The 308-nt window shown below is 30.5% G+C and carries 1 protein-coding gene; it reads right to left on the reverse strand.

What is annotated here, in order from left to right; translation table 11 throughout:
- On the reverse strand, positions 1-214 hold a 214-nt coding region (locus tag JKP73_RS22530; protein ID WP_438874680.1), incomplete at its 3' end, for a hypothetical protein.
- Positions 215-308 lie beyond the last annotated feature (94 nt).

Consider the following 308-nt stretch of genomic DNA (forward strand, 5'->3'; position numbering starts at 1 on the left):
ACACGGACATATTTTCCACATCATTGATAATAAATGATATGGAATCTTGTATTTGTTCTAGAAAACTTTCACCAGAAATTTCCGCACGATCCTTAGATAGTTGAACCGAAGAATAATACGAAATCAGCCCTAAAATGATGATAGGAATAACAACCACGATTAGAATAAAGGCAATGAGTTGATTTTTTAGTGAACGATGAATCCATTTTTTCATTTCGCATTGCATCCTTTATCAAAGAATACCAAATTCTATATTTAAATTTTCTGAATTAACCGTATTTTTACTATATCACCTTCATTTCCTTTCT

Source organism: Virgibacillus salexigens (assembly GCF_014905415.1).
GTDB lineage: Bacteria > Bacillota > Bacilli > Bacillales > Amphibacillaceae > Virgibacillus > Virgibacillus salexigens.